This window comes from Spirosoma knui, from assembly GCF_054780635.1.
This window is the reverse complement of sequence record NZ_BAAGVY010000011.1, coordinates 209,277-223,251: the sequence shown is the minus strand read 5'-3', so window position 1 is coordinate 223,251 and position 13,975 is coordinate 209,277. Positions and strand designations below refer to the sequence as shown.

General features: G+C 52.8%; 13 protein-coding genes. 12 read left to right on the top strand and 1 reads right to left on the bottom strand.

The features are described from left to right. Positions 1 to 5 precede the first annotated feature (5 nt). The 7 genes from ACYVIY_RS21605 (at position 6) to ACYVIY_RS21575 (ending at position 7,081) form a co-directional block, all read left to right on the top strand. Complete coding sequence (locus tag ACYVIY_RS21605; RefSeq protein WP_460978511.1) at positions 6 to 392, top strand: acyl-CoA thioesterase; 387 nt, start codon at positions 6 to 8, stop codon at positions 390 to 392. Continuing rightward, on the top strand, positions 389 to 742 hold the full coding sequence (locus ACYVIY_RS21600; RefSeq protein WP_460978475.1) for a hypothetical protein: 354 nt from the start codon (positions 389 to 391) through the stop codon (positions 740 to 742). Before ACYVIY_RS21605 ends, ACYVIY_RS21600 begins: the two co-directional genes overlap by 4 nt. Before the next feature lie 160 nt (positions 743 to 902). After that, a complete protein-coding gene (locus ACYVIY_RS21595; protein WP_460978474.1) occupies positions 903 to 2,114 on the top strand; it encodes an alpha/beta hydrolase family protein in 1,212 nt (403 codons plus the stop codon). Positions 2,115 to 2,162: 48 nt separating this feature from the next. Beyond that, positions 2,163 to 2,861: an NUDIX hydrolase gene (locus ACYVIY_RS21590; RefSeq protein ID WP_460978473.1), complete on the top strand. Its 699-nt coding sequence runs from the start codon at positions 2,163 to 2,165 to the stop codon at positions 2,859 to 2,861. A gap of 93 nt (positions 2,862 to 2,954) precedes the next feature. Further along, a complete protein-coding gene (locus ACYVIY_RS21585; protein ID WP_460978472.1) occupies positions 2,955 to 4,802 on the top strand; it encodes a glycoside hydrolase family 127 protein in 1,848 nt (615 codons plus the stop codon). Between the two features lie 31 nt (positions 4,803 to 4,833). Then, positions 4,834 to 5,778, top strand: a complete 945-nt coding sequence (locus ACYVIY_RS21580; RefSeq protein ID WP_460978471.1) for a sugar phosphate isomerase/epimerase family protein — start codon at positions 4,834 to 4,836, stop codon at positions 5,776 to 5,778. 181 nt (positions 5,779 to 5,959) lie between these two features. Then, positions 5,960 to 7,081: a hypothetical protein gene (locus tag ACYVIY_RS21575; protein ID WP_460978470.1), complete on the top strand. Its 1,122-nt coding sequence runs from the start codon at positions 5,960 to 5,962 to the stop codon at positions 7,079 to 7,081. Here ACYVIY_RS21575 and ACYVIY_RS21570 read toward each other — a convergent pair. Next, on the bottom strand, positions 7,078 to 7,650 hold the full coding sequence (locus ACYVIY_RS21570) for a Pycsar system effector family protein (RefSeq protein WP_460978469.1): 573 nt from the start codon (positions 7,648 to 7,650) through the stop codon (positions 7,078 to 7,080). The two genes, ACYVIY_RS21575 and ACYVIY_RS21570, sit on opposite strands and share 4 nt — an antisense overlap. Before the next feature lie 180 nt (positions 7,651 to 7,830). Between ACYVIY_RS21570 and ACYVIY_RS21565 the strand changes: the two genes are divergently transcribed. From ACYVIY_RS21565 to ACYVIY_RS21545, 5 genes are all read left to right on the top strand, one after another. After that, positions 7,831 to 8,367 (top strand): (2Fe-2S)-binding protein, encoded by a 537-nt coding sequence (locus ACYVIY_RS21565; protein WP_460978468.1) that lies wholly within the window; start codon positions 7,831 to 7,833, stop codon positions 8,365 to 8,367. Further along, entirely contained in the window at positions 8,364 to 9,377 is a 1,014-nt protein-coding gene (locus ACYVIY_RS21560) for an FAD binding domain-containing protein (protein WP_460978467.1), read from the top strand. Before ACYVIY_RS21565 ends, ACYVIY_RS21560 begins: the two co-directional genes overlap by 4 nt. 10 nt (positions 9,378 to 9,387) lie before the next feature. Continuing rightward, complete coding sequence (locus ACYVIY_RS21555) at positions 9,388 to 11,619, top strand: xanthine dehydrogenase family protein molybdopterin-binding subunit (RefSeq protein ID WP_460978466.1); 2,232 nt, start codon at positions 9,388 to 9,390, stop codon at positions 11,617 to 11,619. A 277-nt stretch (positions 11,620 to 11,896) separates the two neighbouring features. Beyond that, complete coding sequence (locus tag ACYVIY_RS21550; RefSeq protein ID WP_460978465.1) at positions 11,897 to 12,826, top strand: dihydrodipicolinate synthase family protein; 930 nt, start codon at positions 11,897 to 11,899, stop codon at positions 12,824 to 12,826. A 34-nt stretch (positions 12,827 to 12,860) separates the two neighbouring features. Further along, positions 12,861 to 13,865 carry a 4-hydroxyproline epimerase gene (locus ACYVIY_RS21545; protein ID WP_460978464.1) on the top strand — a complete coding sequence of 335 codons (1,005 nt, stop codon included), beginning with the start codon at positions 12,861 to 12,863 and terminating at the stop codon, positions 13,863 to 13,865. The last annotated feature ends 110 nt before the right edge of the window (positions 13,866 to 13,975 follow it).

The window sequence follows — 13,975 nt, the reverse complement described above, 5'->3', positions numbered from 1 at the left end:
ACATAATGTCAGTAGCAGAACGAATTGCCGCTGCCGAAACCCGCATTTTCAAAGCTGTTTTCCCCAACACGACTAATCATTACGATACGTTGTTCGGCGGTACGGCGCTGCAACTCATGGACGAGGTTGCCTTTATCACCGCTACCCGCTTCGCCCGCAAGCGGATGGTGACGGTTTCATCCGATAAAATCAATTTTGCCCAGCCTATTCCGGCCGGCACGATCATCGAGCTGGTCGGGCGCGTCGAACACGTTGGCAACACCAGCATACGAATTGAGGTAGAAATCTACGTAGAGGAAATGTACGCCCTGGAACGCCACCGGGCTATTCACGGCTCCTTCACGTTTGTGGCCGTAGACGAATCCCGAACTCCCATCCGCGTTTTAGCATGAGATACAAAGCGTCTGTTCACTTAAAAAAAGCCGATACGTCGGGACGCGTTCCCGCTTCGATTCTGGATGGGTTCGTTCGGGAAGAACTGCTCCAGAAAATCAGCGCAGCCATAAAGCCGCATCTGGTTATTCGGCAGCCTGCCTTCACGGACCTCACTCAGTCCGAAACGCAGGCTGACCAGGTAAACTTTACAACTGAACTCATTGTGCTGCCGGGCGATCGCTGGAATCAGTTCCGGGAACAGCTGAGTCAATGGGGTCATCACCTGGCTGCGGATGAATTCCATCACCTACAGGCCCTGCTCGATACTGTCGAGTACAGCACGAAAGGCGTCGGCGGGCCTGTGTAATCAGCCGTGTACGCTACGTATCGTTTTCGCCGGCTACGTTCCGAACGTTACCATCAACGTATAGAGCCCCGAGGAATGAGAAGCAGTAGGTGGTAGACTTGATATAAAGACTTATTTTCGCTGTTGAAACCGGACCTTACGTCGGTCAACAACGCGCCTTATGCATTCCTCTCGCTTAACCATACGTCTTGTCTGCCTGCTGCTGTGGGCTGGCTGGCTCGCCGGTTGTCAGCAAAACACAGACACCGCCCCTACCCCCACCAATCAATACCTGGTCAGCAGTACGTTGCTGGGTGAGTATTCCAAGAGTCAGCTGACCAGCCGGTTCACTACCGGTCAGGCTAGCCAGCTTGGTGGCTTTGTTTCATTCCTGCTCAACCATCCTGTTAAGGTGTACAGGCTTGTTTACAAAACGAAAAACACCGACGGAACCGACGTTCAGGCATCAGGAGCCATTGTTATCCCGAACTCCACGGACAGAAACCTGAGCTTCCCGATGGTCAGCGAACAGCATGGTACCATCCGTTCCGACGAAGATGCGCCGTCTTATAACAACGAAGGCAGTGAAACGTATTTCACGGGTTCGCTGCTGGGCTCCAACGGCTTCATCATGGTGTTGCCGGATTTCATCGGCTATGGCGAATCCAAAAACCTGCCCCATCCTTATATACACCGCGCTACGCTAGCCTCGACCTCGCTGGATATGATTCGGGCTTCCCGGGAGTTTATTAAACAGGAGAAGGTGAACTGGAATGAGAAGCTGTTTATTGCCGGTTATTCACTCGGTGGTTATGCCACGATGGCCCTGCAAAAGAAGATCGAAGAAGAAACCGGGACGGAGTTTAACCTCGTTGCGTCCAGCTGCGGAGCCGGGCCCTACCACGTTTCGGCTTTCATGAATACGCTACTCAACCAGAAAACGCACGGCATTCCGCAGTACAATGGGTTGTACACCATGGTGCTGTCGACCTATAACCGGGTTTATGGCATTAATCGGCCATTGTCATTTTATTTCAACGAACCCTACGCAGCCGCCGTTCAGCGCGATCCTTTTGGCAGTAATATTCCGATTAGTTTCAACGAATCACTCACCGATGCCTTCCGGGCGGGGGTTAATGCGGGAACCGATACGCAATTTCTGAACGCGGTTAAGGACAATGATATTTACGACTGGAAGCCCCGCACGCCCACTCAACTCTACCACGGTGACGCCGATCGGCAGGTATTTTACCTCAATTCCGTCGATGCGAACGACGCCATGAAGAAACGGGGTGCGCCGGTTGAGTTTATCCCTCTGAAAGGCAAAGATCACGGCGAGGGCATCAGCGACTTTCTGTTGGGCACATATCAATTTTTCAGCGCAAAGCGGTAAGCGGTCGGGCAGTATTCCTTTCTATTTAGAATTTTTTTGCCGACATCGATGCCTTACTCCGATTCCTCCCGTATTTCGGTTGCGTTAGATTGTATCATTTTTGGGTTTGACGGCGAAACGCTGAAGCTGCTGCTCGTCAAGCGAAATTTCGAACCGGAGCGCGGCAACTGGTCGTTGATGGGTGGTTTTCTGGATCGGGAAGAGGATCTGGAAGAAGCCGCCCGGCGTATTCTTTTCGAACTTACTGGGCTTGAGAACGTCTACATGGAGCAGTTGCAAACGTTTGGCCGGGTTGACCGTGACCCGGCCGAACGTACGCTCTCCGTTGGCTATTTCGCCCTTATTAATATTGAGCACCATAACGAAGAACTCGCTCGACGGAACAACGCCTACTGGTTACCTCTGACCGATCATCCCCGGTTAATATTCGACCACGAAGAGATGGTTTCGGTGGCGCTGCAACGGCTTCGCTACAAAGCGGCCCTCCATCCAATTGGATTCGAGCTGCTTCCCGAAAAGTTTACGTTACCGCAGCTCCAGAAACTTTACGAAGCCATTTATGATGCGCCCATGGACCGGAGAAATTTTAGCCGAAAAATCCTGTCGACCAACCTGCTCGTCCGAACGGGTGAGAAAGACGATAAATCGGTGACGAAGAAAGGGCTGCTATATTCATTGGATCAAGAGAAATACCGCGAACAGCAGCACGCCTTTCTAAACTTCATTTCATCGCCCACACTCGTGTAAGCGAATGACGTCCGGCACAGACCAAACCGGTAGTTGTGGAGCCTGCTCTTCTTTTTAGATCACGTATTGTGGTCAATGGAAAGCCTGAACTCTATGAACAACAACGGTCTTTATCTGGCGCTGACAAGCCTGCTGCTGGTAGCCGGATCAGCGGAAGCGCAACGGGGCATCCGGCCAATAAACTTTTCGCAGGTCACGATCTCCGACCAGTTCTGGCGACCTCGGATCGAGCGAGTGCAAACGGCAACGCTGCCCGTTTGTATCGAACAGACCGAAGTAAAAACCGCCCGAATCCGGAACTTCGAGAGAGCCGCTGCCCACTCGGGTAAACACGAAGGCATTTACTTCGACGATTCCGATGTGTATAAGGTCATCGAAGGCATGGCGTATACGCTCAAGACGAACCGCAACCCTAGCCTCGAACAGAAAGCCGACGAATGGATTGATAAAATTGCCGCAGCCCAACTGCCCGACGGGTACCTCAATACGTATTACACCCTCGGCGACCTCAGCAAACGCTGGACCGACATGGAAAAGCACGAGGACTACAATGCCGGACATCTCTTCGAAGCCGCCATCGCCTATTACGACGCAACCGGCAAGCGTAAGCTGCTGGACGTAGCCATTCGGTTCGCCAATCACATCGACAGTACGTTTCGGTTAGCCAACCGCCCCTGGGTGTCGGGGCACCAGGAGATCGAACTAGCGCTGGTTAAACTCTACCACGCTACGCACAATGACCGTTATCTGAAGCTTGCGGACTGGTACCTAGAGCAACGCGGCAAAGGCTTTGGCAAAGGGGCCATCTGGGATAATAAGGCGTGGGGACCTCGTTACTGCCAGGACGACGTACCGGTTCGCCAGATCACCGACATCAAAGGCCATGCCGTGCGGGCCATGTATTTGTATACCGGCATAGCCGATGTAGCCGCCGAGACCGGCGATCGCGGGTACATGGACGCTACGAGCCGGGTCTGGGACGACGTTGTAGGACGTAACATGTACATAACGGGCGGCATTGGCTCGTCGGTGCATAACGAAGGCTTTACCGAAGATTACGACCTCCCCAACGAATCGGCTTACTGCGAAACCTGCGCGTCGGTCGGGATGGTGCTCTGGAATCAGCGGATGAATCTGTACTCCGGCGACGCCCGCTACATCGACGTGCTGGAACGCTCGCTTTACAACGCAGCGCTGGCTGGGGTGCAGCTATCGGGCGAATCATTCTTCTATGTTAACCCGCTGGCGTCTGCCGGGTCGCACCACCGCAAACCCTGGTACGGTACGGCCTGCTGCCCCAGTAACGTATCGCGATTGCTCCCCTCGCTGGGCGGCTACGTCTACAACACCTCCAAAGATGCCTTGTGGGTAAACCTGTACGTCAGCAGCGAAACTACCGCCAAGGTTAACCGACGTTCTGTTCAGATTTCGCAGCAGTCGAACTATCCCTGGGACGGCACCATCAAACTGACTGTCAACCCAGACAAGGCCACCAACTTTGACGTGAAAATGCGTATTCCGGGCTGGTGCAAAACGTATACAGCCATGGTGAACGGACAAACCGTAAATGCAAACGTTGATAAAGGGTATTTGACCCTAAACCGGAAATGGAAGAAAGGCGATGTCGTTACGTTATCGCTTGATATGCCGATAGAGATAGTTGCCGCTGACCCACGTGTGAAAGCGGATATAGGTAAGCGAGCCATCCAGCGCGGCCCGTTGGTGTATTGTCTGGAAGAAGCGGATAACAACGGCGCTGCGTTTGATCAGGCGACCCTGTCGACGCAAACGACCTTTGTTACGCAGAACCGCCCTGACATGCTAAACGGTATAACCGCCATTCAGGCCACAAACCAGGCCGGTACGTATACCCTGATTCCATACTACGCCTGGGATAACCGCCAGCCGGGCCGCATGAAAGTATGGCTTGACTGGAAATAAGCGCATATATCCGGCTAAACTGCATTTGATCATGAACCCTTCCCGCCGACAATTTATAAAGCAATCTGCGGTAGCCGCTGCGCTACCCTTCATACCCGTTGACCAAGCGGCTGCCTTGAGTACCCCCACGGCTGAGATGCCCAAATTCAGCATCTTCTCGAAACACTTGCAATTCCTGAATTACACCGAAGCGGCATCGGTGGCTGCGGAGCTTGGTTTTGACGGATTAGACTGGACGGTACGTCCGAATGGGCACGTACTGCCCGACCGAGTCGAGACTGATCTACCTAAAATGGTCGACGCCGTTAAAAAAGCCGGTTTGTCAACGAGTATGATGACAACGGCGGTGGGCGATAGCAATGATGCTACCGACCGGCGGCTGCTCAAGACAGCAGCCGGGTTAGGCTTCCGGTATTACCGCATGAACTGGTACCGGTATTTACCTGATAAGCCGATGCCGGAAACGCTACAGGCGTACGCCCAAAAAATGATTGGCCTGGGCAAACTGAACAAAGAACTGAACTTAGTTGGATGTTATCAGAACCACTCCGGCGAATTGGTCGGCGGCTCGGTCTGGGAAATTTGGGAGATGCTGAAGAATGCCGATCCGCAGCATACGGGTGTGCAATATGACATTCGTCATGCGACCGTTGAAGGGGGTCTTTCCTGGAAAAACGGCTTACGTTTGCTCGAGTCCCGCGTTAAAACCATTGCCCTGAAAGACTTCCGATGGACAAAGAAAAACGGGCGGTGGGAAGTCGAAAACACGCCCATCGGTGAGGGTATGATTGACTTTACCACCTACTTTCAACTGCTGAAGAAATATCAGATTCAGGTGCCTATATCGGTCCACCTGGAGTATCCACTGGGCGGAGCCGAAAACGGAGCGACGAACATTACCGTTGATAAAAAGATCGTTTTTGAGGCCATGAAACGGGACCTCAATAAACTGAAACAACTGTGGCAGGCCGCTTAACGCGCTATAGTAAGCCTGGCTATACTAGGAGTGATGGACATTACGAGAAGTCGAGGGTCTGGATTTCGCCATTCATTACGTCCCCTTAAATTTGATTGGGTCGATGACCGCGCTGTGGCCGTTTCGCTTCCCCTGTGTATCTTTAACCATCCTGAACTGCTGACCATTCGGATCTTCCGCTATGCACCTTTTTTCGTTGGCCACCTTTGTCCTAAGCGTTTGGACGAGCGGCATTTTGACCATCAACCCAACCGCTCCAATACCTACCACCCGATCCAATCCGGATAAGCTGATTCATTCGGCAGCCGACTCAACCAAGGCGAAGCGGGAGCCACTTTTCGAGAGCGACGAGCTGATACAACTCACTCTGCGAGCGAACATGCGGGTGCTACTGAAAGACCGGGGGGATACACCCGTCAACCATTCGGGCGTATTGGTGCATGGTCGCGATGCAGCTGCAGCCAGTTTGCCGGTTAAGCTAAAAGTGCGCGGAAATTTCCGGCGCAACGTTAACAACTGTTCGTTTCCGCCCCTGCTGATCGACTTTCCCAAGAAAAAAGGAAAAAGTACCCTATTTGCGAATCAGAACAGAGTAAAGCTCGTTACGCACTGCCAGAACGAAGACTTTGTTGTTCGTGAATACGTACTCTATCAGGTGTATAACCTCCTGACCAACCACAGCTTCAAGGCACGTCTGGCGCAGGTCACCTACGAAGACTCGACCGGCAAACGGTCTCCTCAAACCAAATTCGCGTTCCTGCTCGAAGATGCTACGTCGGTGGCGAAACGAAATGGCACGACCCCTGTCGAAATAAAAAAGCTCAACATGGCCAATATCGACTCGGTCAATATGGCTACCGTTGCTGTCTTCGAATACATGATCGGCAACACCGACTGGTCCGTGCCGTTTCTGCACAATATTAAGCTGGTTAGAAAGCCAGGCGTTTTGTTACCCATTCCCATCCCATACGATTTCGACCACGCCGGTATTGTCGAAGCGCCTTATGCCCAGCCTGCCGAGCAACTGAATATTGAGTCCGTTCGGGAGCGGCTGTATCGGGGTTACGTCTATCCGGAAGCGGTATTTCAGCAGGTGTTTGACCGGTTCATTGCCCAGAAGTCAGCCATTTATGCTTTGTACCAGCAGAACAAATACCTCGACAAAACCTACGTAAGGCGGACAATCGCGTATCTGGATGATTTTTACCGGCAGATCACGGATAAGGAACGGATTCAGGCGCAGTTCATCGAACAGGGTAAACGAAACACGCAGCACGTCATTACCATCCGGGGACTGAATTAATGCCACGAGTACAGAACCAACGTAATCAGATAACTCAGGATAACTACCGGAAAGCCGTACATGAAAATGGTGTAAGCAATGGTCAGCATTCGGTATTTCTTAGAAAGCACCCGCCCCTGCGCGTAGATGTTGTCGAGCATCGTGTTATACATCAACTCATCGTCAGCGATTAGTTCTTTCATGTGAGCCCGGTAGCTATCGGCGGATATTGTCAGGTAATCCCCAAAAAAGAGCGGGTCAATCTGACTTTGATCAACGGGTACCTGGAGGTTCTTCTGCGACCGCGTCGTTGGTTTGGTGGCCAGCAGCGCAAACGTGATCGTTACCAGACACACAATCACCATCAAGCTGGTCGGAATAATCAGATAAGGAATTTCGGTAAACTTATTCACCAGAAACGAAGTCATGACCGAAAGCACAATCGAATTGATCGAAATCATCAGTCCCGCTTTCTTATCGGCCATTCCGCTCAGTTGAACATGGCTCGACAGCGTGGTGCGAAACATGGTCTCGATGGTTCGGCTGGGTTTTTCCTTCTTTTCTTTCTTTGCTTTTTCTACGTTCTCCATTCGTGTACTTTTTGCGGGTATAATGTAGCAGGAATTTTACAATTCAGGGCACTGCAAACCCGTCCAATTCCGTAATAAAGTCCAGGAGTATGCCCATAAAATAACATACGCTCGTTTTACGCAGACAAACAGGCAGGTAATAGTTTACGTATAGAACTCTTTCAACCTCAGCGTTAAACTATGCTAATCGATGCCCCTCCCCGCGCCGAGCGAACCAACCCGCTGCCGCCATCCCAATCCATTACGTTAACCATTAACGGTCAACAAAAGCAACTTACTGTTGCGCCCTGGACAACCCTGCTCGATGCCTTACGGGAATACTGCAACCTGACCGGCACCAAGAAAGGCTGTGATCATGGGCAATGCGGAGCCTGTACGGTGCTGGTGAATGGCAAACGTATTAATTCCTGTATGACGCTGGCCATTATGCAGGAAGATTACGAAATCACGACCATAGAGGGCCTGGCTCCGATTGATGGTGGACCGCTTCATCCTATGCAACAGGCGTTTATCGACCACGACGCGTTTCAGTGTGGGTATTGCACCCCAGGGCAGATCTGCTCGGCGGTGGGCATGATCCAGGAGGGGCAGGTGAAAACAGTGGCTGATGTGCGTGAATTGATGAGCGGCAACATCTGTCGCTGTGGAGCTTATCCGCACATTGTCGACGCCATTTGTGAAGTAATGCAACTAAACCAGACCCCACCCAAGCCATGAATCCATTCGCCTATACTCGTCCGAAAGGAGTCGACGCTGCCGTTAGCGAGCTCGTTACCGAGTCGATGGAGCACGATGGACAAGTCAGAATCATCGCCGGGGGTACCAACCTCATCGATTTGATGAAGGAAAACGTGGAGCGGCCGAGCAAACTTGTCGACATAAATCGGTTGCCGTTAACGACCGTTGATGAACTGGAGAATGGAGGCCTGCGGCTTGGCGCGTTAGTCACCAATGCCGATACGGCTTATCACCCACTCGTTCAACAGCGCTACCCGTTACTGTCACAAACCATTCTGGCGGGAGCATCGGCCCAGCTACGTAACATGGCAACCAACGGGGGTAATCTGTTTCAGCGCACGCGTTGTTATTATTTTTATGATACCGCTATGCCCTGCAATAAACGTCAACCCGGTTCGGGCTGTGGGGCCATTGGCGGCTATAATCGCATTCACGCCATTCTGGGTACCAGCAACCACTGCATCGCTACGCATCCCTCCGACATGGCTGTGGCGCTGGCGGCCCTCGAAGCGGTTATACGGGTGACTGGTCCGGATGGCGAACGTACCGTACCCATTGCGGACTTTCACCGGCTGCCCGGCGATCAACCACAGTATGATAATACGTTAAGACCGGGCGAACTGGTAACCGCTATTGACCTGCCCGCGAAAGGCTTTCCGGATTACCACATGTACCTCAAAATTCGCGACCGGGCTTCTTACGCCTTTGCGCTCGTATCGGTGGCCGCGGCCCTGGAGTTAGATGACAATAAAGTAGTCACCGACGCCCGGATCGCGCTGGGGGGAGTAGCGCACAAACCCTGGCGTAAACCCGAAGCCGAAGCTCTACTAATTGATAAACCCGCCACGAAAGAAACCTTTCAACTAGCCGCCGACGCCCTGCTGGAAGGCGCGCGCGGCTATGGGCACAACGATTTCAAGATTGAACTGGCTAAACGGGCAATTGTCCGGGCTTTGGGCCAGGCGGCTAAACTCGAACCAACCGAATAAACTCAACGGTATGAGCAACGTAGTAGGAAAACCCATTAACCGCGTCGACGGCCGGGCGAAAGTAACGGGCGAAGCGAAATATGCCGCTGAGTTTAACGTACCCGATCTGGTGTACGGCGTAGTTATTTCAGGTACTATCACCAAAGGCAGGATCACCAACATTGATGCGAGCAAAGCGCTGGCGCTGGATGGTGTATTACAAGTCTTTACGCATGAGAATCGCCCGAATCTGGCCTGGTTCGACATGAACTACAAAGACCTGGACGCCCCGCCAGGCTCGCCGTTTCGACCGCTGCACGACGCCAAAATCAAATACAACGGCCAGCCAGTAGCGCTGGTCGTGGCCGATACGTTCGAACTGGCCCGCTACGCATCGACCTTAGTTCGGGTTGAGTACGAGGAAGTCGAACACGAAACCGATTTGCAAAAACACGTCGACAAAGCCCGGAAACCAGCCATTGGTTTGGCAACGCTCCTGAAACCACCGCCACCGAAGCCACGGGGTGATTTTAAAGAAGCCTTCGCCAAATCCCCCGTCAAGCTTTCGGTCGCGTATAACCACGGGTTTGAACACCACAATCCAATGGAACTGTTTGCCTCCACGGTCGTGTATGAGCCGGATGGCAAACTCACCATCTACGACAAAACCCAGGGTGCCCCCAACAGCCAGCTTTACGTAGCGCAGGTATTTGGCATACCTTTCAACGATGTACGGGTCATCTCGCCTTACGTCGGGGGAGGCTTTGGATCGGGCCTGCGGCCGCAGTATCAGCTATTTATGGCCGTAATGGCGGCTCGGGAGCTCAAACGCTCAGTTCGGGTATCGCTAACGCGGCAGCAGATGTTTTCGTTTGGCCATCGCCCGGCCACGCTTCAAACGGTGGAGCTTGGCGCTCAGCCGGATGGTTCACTCGATGCCATGCACCATAACGCCATTGGCGAGACCTCGCGGTTTGAGGATTATATCGAAACGGTAGTTAACTGGTCGACGGGCTTATACTATTCGCCAAATACGCTGACCGGTTATAAAGTCGTTCCCTTAGATGTACACACTCCGCTCGACATGCGAGCACCGGGGGGCGTAACGGGAGTATCGGCCATTGAGTGTGCTATGGACGAGCTGTCGTATAAGCTCGGTATCGACCCACTCGAACTTCGCTTAAAAAATTACACCGAAACCGATCCCGACGAAAAGCGTCCGTTCTCCAGCAAACAGCTACGCGAATGCTACCGGCAGGCCGCCGAACGGTTTGGCTGGTCGACCCGGAATCCAGAGCCGCGTTCAATGCGTAATGGCCACAATCTGATCGGATGGGGCATGGCTACCGGGGTATGGGATGCGAACCAGCTACCCGCCCGGGCCGAAGCCGTGCTGACGGTAAATGGCAAACTACGCGTAAGCAGCGCGACCGCCGATATTGGTACCGGTACGTACACGATCATGACGCAGATAGCTGCGCAAACACTCGGCTTCCCACTAGAAGACGTCATATTCCGGCTGGGCGATACCGAGATGCCGTTGGCACCGTTCCAGGGTGGGTCGCTCACAGCCGGTACGGTCGGTTCAGCGGTGAAAATCGTTTGCGAAGAGTTAGGCAAAACGTTGCTGAAGCTGGCACAGAAAATGCCCGGCTCGCCGTTTGCCAAAGCCAGCTTCGAGGACGTTCTTTTCATTGACAAACAGATTCGCCTGAAGCAAAACCCGTCGGTATCGATTCCGGTACAGACAATCGTCGATCAAAACGGTGGGCGGGCGATTACGGAAACGGCGACCTCGTTTACCAATACGCTGAAACAGGCCAAGTATACCCGTTACGCGCATTCGGCGGTGTTTGTTGAAGTTCAGGTCGACGAAGACCTGGGAACGGTGGAAGTAACGAGAGCCGTTACGTCCGTAGCGGCCGGACGCATCCTGAACCCTAAAACGGCCCGCAGTCAGATCATCGGCGGTATGGTATGGGGTATCAGCAAAGCCCTGGAAGAAGAAAGTGTTATGGACCACCGCTTCGGCCGGATCATGAACCATAACCTGGCCGAATACCACGTACCGGTTTGTGCCGATATTCACGATCTGGACGTCATCTTCGTAGAAGAATACGACGACATTGTAAATCCGCTCGGCATTAAGGGAGTAGGTGAAATTGGTATTGTGGGCATGCCTGCCGCCATTGCCAACGCCATTTACCACGCCACCGGGAAACGGGTACGCGAACTGCCGATTCAACTCAACAAGCTGTTGTAAAGCCGGTTTCTGATACGTATTGCGCTACTGTCACCCTCTTAGCCTTCCCTGCAGGGGAGGTCGAGAGGGTGACATAGCGCATGTACTTTGAAATAATCTAATAATACCGCTATTGCTTCCTGCTTTCCCGGCGCCTTATCGGCTAGCTGATGATCTGCAACGCTAATCCTCATTGAAGTGAAAATAGTGTCAGTTTTCACTAATTATGAGTAACTCGAGGATGCTCATAACGAGTACCTTTGACGAAAAATTGGCAGATCATATAAAGGCAAAAGCTATGCATGTACCCGTCAAATGGGAGGGCGTTTACCCGGCGCTGTTGACTCCGTTTACCGCTAATGATGCGCTTGACATCCCACTTTTTGAGAAAAACCTCCGTGCCCAGCTCGACGCGGGTGTGCACGGATTCATTATTGGCGGCTCTTTAGGTGAAGCCAGCACCTTGCTCAATCAGGAGAAGATTCAGTTGCTCACCTCAGCGCTGGCGGTTTCGGCCGGTAACGTACCCGTCCTGGTCAACATTGCCGAGCAGGCGACTAAACAAGCGATTGCCGGTGCTCAGGAGGCTGAAGCTAACGGTGCCGACGGCCTGATGTTGTTGCCGCCCATGCGCTATCCAGCCGACGCCCGCGAAACGGTTACGTTCTTTAAGGCGGTAGCCAGCGAAACCTCACTGCCAGTCATGATTTATAATAATCCGTACGATTACAAGATCATGACGACCGTTGCCATGTTCGAGGAACTGGCCGAACTACCCAATATTCAGGCAGTGAAGGAGTCAACCCGTGACATAACTAACGTAACGCGTATGCGCAACGCCTTTGGCGATCGCTTCAAGCTACTGGGTGGTGTTGACACATTGGCGTTAGAATGTCTTCTGCTGGGTTGCGACGGCTGGGTTGGCGGTTTGGTAGACGCCTTTCCGCAGGAAACGGTTGCTATTTATGAGCTGGCTAAAGCCGGTCAGGTTGCCGAAGCGCTGGACATCTATCGCTGGTTTATGCCACTACTTGAGTTGGATATTCATCCTAAACTGGTACAATACATCAAACTAGCCGCCACGGCAACGGGTCTTGGTTCAGAGTATGTACGCGCACCTCGTCTGCCACTCGTGGGTGCAGAACGCGAACAGGTGCTAAATATCATTGAAACGGCATTAGCAAAACGGCCGGTTGGTGTAACGCGGGTGGAAACCCGCGCTTTTTAAACGCATACGTGCGGGTTTCTACCCGCGTTACGTTATGGCTGAATATCATTTCTTTTGTATAGATGCCCACACCTGCGGAAACCCGGTACGGGTTGTAACGGGCGGTAGTATTCCGTTTTTGCAGGGGGCCAACATGAGCGAAAAGCGTCAGCATTTCCTCCGCGAATACGACTGGATCCGGACTGGCCTGATGTTCGAGCCACGTGGGCACGACATGATGTCGGGCAGTATTTTGTATCCTCCTACCGACCCGGCCAACGACGCGGGGGTGTTGTTCATTGAAACATCGGGCTGCCTGCCCATGTGCGGCCACGGTACCATCGGCACCGTTACGGTAGCCATTGAGCAAAACCTGATTCGTCCTAAAACGCCGGGCGTCTTAAACCTGGAAGTGCCTGCGGGACTGGTTCGGGCCGAATACGTACAGGAGGGAAAGAAAGTTACGTCGGTTAAGATCACGAACATCAAGTCATACCTGGCAGCGGAAAATCTGACCGTCGACTGCCCTGACCTAGGAACGCTCACCGTAGACGTAGCGTATGGCGGTAACTTCTACGCGATCGTAGATCCACAGCCAAACTTTCCGGGATTGGAGCATTATAAAGCCGAACAGCTCATTGGTTGGGCACGGGTGATGCGCCAACGACTCAATGAACACTACAGTTTTGTGCATCCCGAAAACCCGACCATTAATGGCTTAAGCCATATCCTCTGGACGGGGAAACCGCTGAACGAGACCTCAACGGCACGTAACGCGGTGTTCTACGGCGATAAAGCCATCGACCGCTCCCCCTGTGGTACGGGTACATCGGCACGTCTGGCACAATGGTACGCCAAAGGCAGGCTGAAGCCGGGCGATGTGTTTGTCCACGAGAGCATCATTGGTTCGATCTTCAACGGACGTATTGAAGCGGAGACGGAGTTGGCAGGCAAACCGGCCATTATTCCCAGCATTGAAGGGTGGGCCCGCATCTACGGTTACAACCACATCGTACTGGACGAAGAAGACCCTTACGTCCACGGCTTTCAAGTCATATAAACGAGCTGGAGACTTGTTTAAAACCAATTCACTCCTGCGCCTATCGTCTAGAAACCCAGATCGAGGAGGTGGGAATGGTTGAAAACCAATTCGCTCATTCACTCATTCGC

Coding starts and splice junctions, on each gene's coding strand:
- ACYVIY_RS21605 (WP_460978511.1), top strand. CDS start 6: ATGTCAGTAGCAGAACGAATTGCCGCTGCCGAAACCCGCATTTTCAAA.
- ACYVIY_RS21600 (WP_460978475.1), top strand. CDS start 389: ATGAGATACAAAGCGTCTGTTCACTTAAAAAAAGCCGATACGTCGGGA.
- ACYVIY_RS21595 (WP_460978474.1), top strand. CDS start 903: ATGCATTCCTCTCGCTTAACCATACGTCTTGTCTGCCTGCTGCTGTGG.
- ACYVIY_RS21590 (WP_460978473.1), top strand. CDS start 2,163: ATGCCTTACTCCGATTCCTCCCGTATTTCGGTTGCGTTAGATTGTATC.
- ACYVIY_RS21585 (WP_460978472.1), top strand. CDS start 2,955: ATGAACAACAACGGTCTTTATCTGGCGCTGACAAGCCTGCTGCTGGTA.
- ACYVIY_RS21580 (WP_460978471.1), top strand. CDS start 4,834: ATGAACCCTTCCCGCCGACAATTTATAAAGCAATCTGCGGTAGCCGCT.
- ACYVIY_RS21575 (WP_460978470.1), top strand. CDS start 5,960: ATGCACCTTTTTTCGTTGGCCACCTTTGTCCTAAGCGTTTGGACGAGC.
- ACYVIY_RS21570 (WP_460978469.1), bottom strand. CDS start 7,650: ATGGAGAACGTAGAAAAAGCAAAGAAAGAAAAGAAGGAAAAACCCAGC.
- ACYVIY_RS21565 (WP_460978468.1), top strand. CDS start 7,831: ATGCTAATCGATGCCCCTCCCCGCGCCGAGCGAACCAACCCGCTGCCG.
- ACYVIY_RS21560 (WP_460978467.1), top strand. CDS start 8,364: ATGAATCCATTCGCCTATACTCGTCCGAAAGGAGTCGACGCTGCCGTT.
- ACYVIY_RS21555 (WP_460978466.1), top strand. CDS start 9,388: ATGAGCAACGTAGTAGGAAAACCCATTAACCGCGTCGACGGCCGGGCG.
- ACYVIY_RS21550 (WP_460978465.1), top strand. CDS start 11,897: ATGCATGTACCCGTCAAATGGGAGGGCGTTTACCCGGCGCTGTTGACT.
- ACYVIY_RS21545 (WP_460978464.1), top strand. CDS start 12,861: ATGGCTGAATATCATTTCTTTTGTATAGATGCCCACACCTGCGGAAAC.